This window comes from Mycobacterium sp. (genome assembly GCF_049281135.1).
Taxonomy (GTDB): domain Bacteria; phylum Actinomycetota; class Actinomycetes; order Mycobacteriales; family Mycobacteriaceae; genus Mycobacterium.
On the sequence record NZ_JBAPRN010000373.1, the window covers coordinates 1 to 5,039 of the forward strand.

At 69.2% G+C, this 5,039-nt stretch carries 4 protein-coding genes and 1 pseudogene; 3 read left to right on the forward strand and 2 right to left on the reverse strand.

Annotated elements, in window-relative coordinates:
• Window positions 1-840: FAD-dependent oxidoreductase (locus WAN02_RS15055; protein ID WP_422265003.1), on the reverse strand; the 840-nt coding region annotated here is incomplete at its 3' end.
• The gene (gene hemE, locus WAN02_RS15060) at window positions 837-1,886 is read right to left on the reverse strand and encodes a uroporphyrinogen decarboxylase (protein ID WP_422265004.1); all 1,050 of its coding nucleotides are present in this window, start codon (window positions 1,884-1,886) and stop codon (window positions 837-839) included. The genes hemE and WAN02_RS15055, both read right to left, overlap by 4 nt.
• Window positions 1,887-1,999: 113 nt before the next feature.
• Here hemE and WAN02_RS15065 point away from each other — a divergent pair, with 113 nt between their 5' ends.
• The 3 genes and pseudogenes from WAN02_RS15065 to WAN02_RS15075 all read left to right on the forward strand — a co-directional run bounded on the left by WAN02_RS15065 (window position 2,000) and on the right by WAN02_RS15075 (window position 4,895).
• Window positions 2,000-2,812, forward strand: coding sequence for an enoyl-CoA hydratase/isomerase family protein (locus WAN02_RS15065; protein WP_422265005.1), 813 nt, complete (start codon window positions 2,000-2,002; stop codon window positions 2,810-2,812).
• A 154-nt stretch (window positions 2,813-2,966) separates the two neighbouring features.
• Window positions 2,967-3,601, forward strand: a pseudogene (locus WAN02_RS15070) (DUF3000 domain-containing protein).
• 1 nt (window position 3,602) lies between these two features.
• Complete coding sequence (locus WAN02_RS15075; RefSeq protein ID WP_422265006.1) at window positions 3,603-4,895, forward strand: HRDC domain-containing protein; 1,293 nt, start codon at window positions 3,603-3,605, stop codon at window positions 4,893-4,895.
• Window positions 4,896-5,039 lie beyond the last annotated feature (144 nt).

A 5,039-nucleotide genomic window follows, 5' to 3' on the forward strand; every position in this document is an offset into this window, starting at 1 on the left:
GACCAGACCGGCGAGTCGAGCGGCCGGGAGGGCCAAGATCACCCCGTCGGCCTGCCACTGGGCACCGGTGTTGTCGCGTACGTTCCAGCCCCCGGCGGGCAGGGCTTCGATGCCGTCCACCGCCGACTGCACCCACGTGGCCCGGCTGCGAAGCGCAAGTTCCTCCACCAGCACCCGGTATCCGCCGCCCACCATGCCGAAGATCGGGCCCGCGGTGACGCTCGTGAGCGCCTGGCGGACCGCATCGGTAACGCTGGTGGCGCCGGCGTCCAAGCCGGCGGCCAGGCTCGGGGCGGCCGAACGAAGGCCGATTGTCGCGGCTGATCCCGCGTAGACCCCGCCGAGCATCGGATCCACCGACCGGGACACCACCTGTTCGCCGAACCGATCGGCGATCAGGTCGGCGACGGCCGGATCGGCGCCTGACTGCCAACTCAACGCCTGATCCGGTTCGGCGGCGATACGGGCCAGGGTGGCGTCGTTGACCAGACCGGCCAGTGACTCCGCCGACGACGGGATGCCATTGAGCGTTCCGGTCGGCAGCGGGTGCAGCCGACTCTGGCTGTAGATCAGTGGACGCGCACCCGTGGTGCCGAGTTGGTCGTTGGCCAGGCCCAATTCGGCGAGCAACGCCGGCATTTCGGGCCGGCGCACCACGAACGCCTCGGCTCCGACGTCGACGGAAACTCCGGCGACCTGCTCGGTGCGCAGCACGCCGCCGAGCCGGTCTGCGGGGTCGAAAAGTGTGATGGTCGCATCGTCACCGGCGCTCTGCCGTAACCGATAGGCCGCGGTCAGGCCCGAGATTCCGCCGCCGACAACACAATACGAACGAGTCATAGCGAGTGGATCAGCGCTACCAGGTCGGTGAGCATCGCCGGATCGGTTTCCGGCAGCACGCCGTGGCCGAGGTTGAAGATGTGCCCGGCCGCGCCGGCGTCCACGGCGCGGCGTCCGTCATCGACCACCGCGCGCGCCACCTGCTCCACCGTCGCCCAGCCGGCCAGCAGCACCGCCGGATCGAGGTTGCCCTGCAACGCTTTTCCGGCCTCGACCCGCGCCGCGGCGTCGACAAGAGAGGTACGCCAATCGACCCCGACTACCGTCGCACCGGCCGTCGACATGGCACCCAGCAGCTCCGCGGTGCCCACCCCGAAGTGCGTCATCGGCACGCCACGATCGGCCAACGTGGCGAACACCCGCGAACTGTGCGGCAGCACGTAGCGCCGGTAGTCGGCCAGCGACAGCACACCCGCCCACGAATCGAACATCTGAATCGCATCCACCCCGGCATCGAGTTGTACCCGCAGGAAACCGATCGTCAGGTCGGTCAGCTTCTCCATCAGCGCATGCCAGCACGACGGTTCGGCCAGCATCATGGCCTTGGTGCGGGCATGGTTGCGGCTCGGGCCGCCCTCGACCAGGTAGGACGCTAGCGTGAACGGTGCGCCGGCAAAACCGATCAGCGGCACCTCGCCCAGTTCACGCACGAGCAGCGAGACGGCATCCGACACCGGCTCAACGCCCTGGGGGTCCAGCGGCCGCAGGGCATCGACGTCGGCAGCGGTGCGCACCGGCGCGGCGATCACCGGGCCGACGTCGGCGACGATATCCACGTCGACGCCGGCACCGCGCAGCGGAACCACGATGTCGGAGAACAGGATTGCCGCGTCGACGTCATGCCGGCGGATCGGTTGCAGCGTGATCTCGGCGACCAGCCCGGCGTCGAAACAGGCTTCCATCATCGTGTTCTGCTTGCGCAGCGCCCGGTATTCCGGCAGGGAACGCCCGGCCTGCCGCATGAACCACACCGGCACTCGGGTGGGTTTGCGGCCGGCGGCCGCGGCCAGGTAGGGCGATTCGGGAAGCGTGCGACGGTCAGTCATCACGATCAATGCTGCCACGACCGCCGTGTGGCGGGTGCGGCGAGCAGCGCCCGGAGCCGTGCGTAACGTCGTCGTCGTCGTCAACGTCCATGAGCCAGGGGTCAGGAGCCGGGATGCCAGTTCGCCACCCAGAAGTCAGCTATGACGAGTTCCCCAGCCTGCGGATCGAACGCGCTGATCATGGCGTGCTGCACCTGATTCTCGACGCGCCCGGGCTGAATTCGGTCGGGCCGCAGATGCACCGCGACCTCGCCGACGTCTGGCCGGCTATCGGTCGTGATCCCGACGTGCGGGCGGTGCTGGTCCGCGGTGAGGGCAGGGCCTTCTCGTCGGGTGGCAGCTTCGACCTGATCGACGAGACCATGGGCGAGTTCGACGACCGGATGCGGATCATGCGTGAGGCCCGCGACCTGGTGCTGAACATGGTCAACTTCGACAAACCGGTGATCTCGTCGATCAACGGCGCGGCGGTCGGCGCGGGTCTGGTGGTGGCGCTGCTGGCCGACGTGTCGGTGGCCGGGCGTACCGCCAAGATCATCGATGGCCACACCAAGCTCGGCGTCGCCGCCGGCGATCACGCCGCCATCTGCTGGCCGCTACTGGTCGGAATGGCCAAGGCCAAGTACTACCTGCTCACCTGCGCCCCGCTGGACGGCGCCGAAGCCGAACGCATCGGGCTGGTCTCGCTCTGCGTGGACGACGCAGAGGTGCTCACCACCGCGACGCGCATCGCAACGGAGCTGGCGCAAGGTGCGCAATCGGCGATCCGGTTCACCAAACACAGCCTCAATCACTGGTATCGGGCGGCCGCACCGGCCTTTGAAACATCTCTTGGCCTGGAGTTTTTGAGCTTCGGCGGCCCGGACGTGCGAGAAGGGCTGGCCGCCCACCGCGAGAAGCGCCCGGCACGTTTCACCGCCGACTAGGACGACATGACGCCCCAGCACCTGCCCTCCCACGCCGGACCCCGGCGACCGAAACGGCGCGCCTGTGTCGCCGCGTCGCCGGATAGGTCTAGCGTCAGACGCTGTGACCCGCCAGCAACGACGCGGAGCGGGGCGACGGACAATTGCGGCGCCCGTGACCTCGGCCGTCGGCGACGGGGGGCGGAGCGACGAGGAGGAACGGCGCGTATGACAGCAGCCGAACCGGTCCCGTTTCGCGAAGCCGTAGCGGCGATGAGCGGAGCCAGCGTCCGACCCGAAATCGAGCTGGGCCCCATCCGGCCGCCGCAGCGTCTCGCGCCATACAGCTACGCGCTGGGCGCTGAGGTCAAGCGTCCCGAAGTCGATATCGTCCCGGAGCGGTCCGACGGTGACGCGTTCGGCCGGTTGATCCTGCTCTACGACCCCGAAGGCGCCGACGCCTGGGACGGCACCATGCGGCTGGTCGCCTATATCCAGGCCGATCTGGATTCCAGCGAAGCGGTCGACCCGCTGCTACCGGAGGTCGCGTGGAGCTGGCTGGTAGAGGCGCTGGACGCACGCGCCGAGCAGGTCACCGCGCTCGGCGGTACGGTCACCGCCACCACCTCGGTGCGCTACGGCGACATCTCCGGTCCACCGCGCGCACACCAGCTGGAACTGCGCGCGTCGTGGACGGCACTCACCACCGACATCGGTACCCACGTCGAGGCGTTCTGCGAAGTGCTCGAGCACGCCGCGGGGTTGCCACCGGTTGGGGTGACAGATTTGGGCACCCGGTCGCGCGTTTGACATGGCTCCGGAGCCGACAGAAGCACCAACCGAAACGCCCGACGCCGCGGAACCTGACGTCACCCCGCTGCTCCACCCCACCGACGGGGTGCCCGACCTGTCCACGACCGCCGGCGAGATCACGGCCGCCGCTGAGTTGCTCGCGGGCGGCCACGGCCCGTTCGCGGTCGACGCCGAGCGGGCCTCGGGTTTCCGATACTCCAACCGCGCGTACCTGATTCAGATCCGGCGGGCCGGCGCCGGCACCGTTCTCATCGACCCGGTCAGCCATGGCGGCGACCCGCCGACCGTGCTTCGGCCCGTCGCCGATGTGCTGGCCGACGACGAGTGGATCCTGCACGCAGCCGATCAGGATCTGCCGTGCCTGGCGGAGGTCGGCATGCAGCCGCCGGCGTTGTACGACACCGAGTTGGCCGGCCGGCTGGCCGGCTTCGACCGAGTCAACTTGGCAGCGATGGCGCAGCGGCTGCTCGGTGTCGGGCTGGCCAAGGGCCACGGCGCGGCGGACTGGTCTCGACGTCCCTTGCCGGAGGCCTGGCTCAACTACGCGGCCCTGGACGTCGAGGTGCTCATCGGCCTGCGCGAGTCGATCGCAGCCGTGCTCGCCGAGCAGGGCAAAACCGCCTGGGCCGCAGAAGAATTCGACTACCTTCGGATCGGCGCCGGCCAAACCCCACCCGCGACCCGCCGAGATCGCTGGCGCCGCACCTCCGGCATTCACCGGGTCCGCAACCAGCGTGGTCTGGCCGCCGTGCGCGAATTGTGGACGGTCCGAGACGAAATCGCGCAACGCCGCGACATCGCCCCAGGGCGCATCCTGCCCGACTCCGCGATCATCGACGCCGCCAGCGCCGACCCGAAGACCCTAGACGAGCTGGTCGCCCTGCCGATCTTCGGCGGAAAACGGCAACGCCGTAGTGCCGCCACATGGTTGGCAGCGCTGAAGGCCGCGCGCGAAAGCCCTGGCCCTGGCGACGAAACCGAACCGCCCAACGGTCCACCACCGCCGGCGCGCTGGGCTCGACGCAGGCCGGAGGCCGCAGCGCGGCTCGATGCGGCCCGCGCCGCGCTACGGGAGTTGTCCGAACAGGTGACGGTGCCATCGGAGAACCTGGTCACGCCCGACCTGGTCCGGCGGCTGTGCTGGGATTGGGAGGCACCCGCCGGCGACGACACCGCCGCCGCGGTCGACAAGTTTCTAGCCGCTGGTCAAGCAAGAAACTGGCAGCGCGAATTGGTGGTGCCCGTGTTGGCCGCGGCGTTGCAACCGCCGCAGCCCCCCGCCGAAACGTAAGCCATTGCGACGCTGCCCGGGGCATTGTCAATCGGTGAATGCAACACGGGTTAGGCGGCTTCGGCTAGGAGTTGGGCGAGCCGTTGAGCCGGTGTGTCGAGGTTCAGGGTTGGTCGGGGGCGTTGGTTGAGGGTGTCTTGGATG

What these genes read in the sequence shown, in the direction of transcription:
- WAN02_RS15065 (WP_422265005.1), top strand. Translation starts at nt 2,000, where the DNA reads ATGCCAGTTCGCCACCCAGAAGTCAGCTATGACGAGTTCCCCAGCCTG.
- hemE (WP_422265004.1), bottom strand. Translation starts at nt 1,886, where the DNA reads ATGACTGACCGTCGCACGCTTCCCGAATCGCCCTACCTGGCCGCGGCC.
- WAN02_RS15075 (WP_422265006.1), top strand. Translation starts at nt 3,603, where the DNA reads ATGGCTCCGGAGCCGACAGAAGCACCAACCGAAACGCCCGACGCCGCG.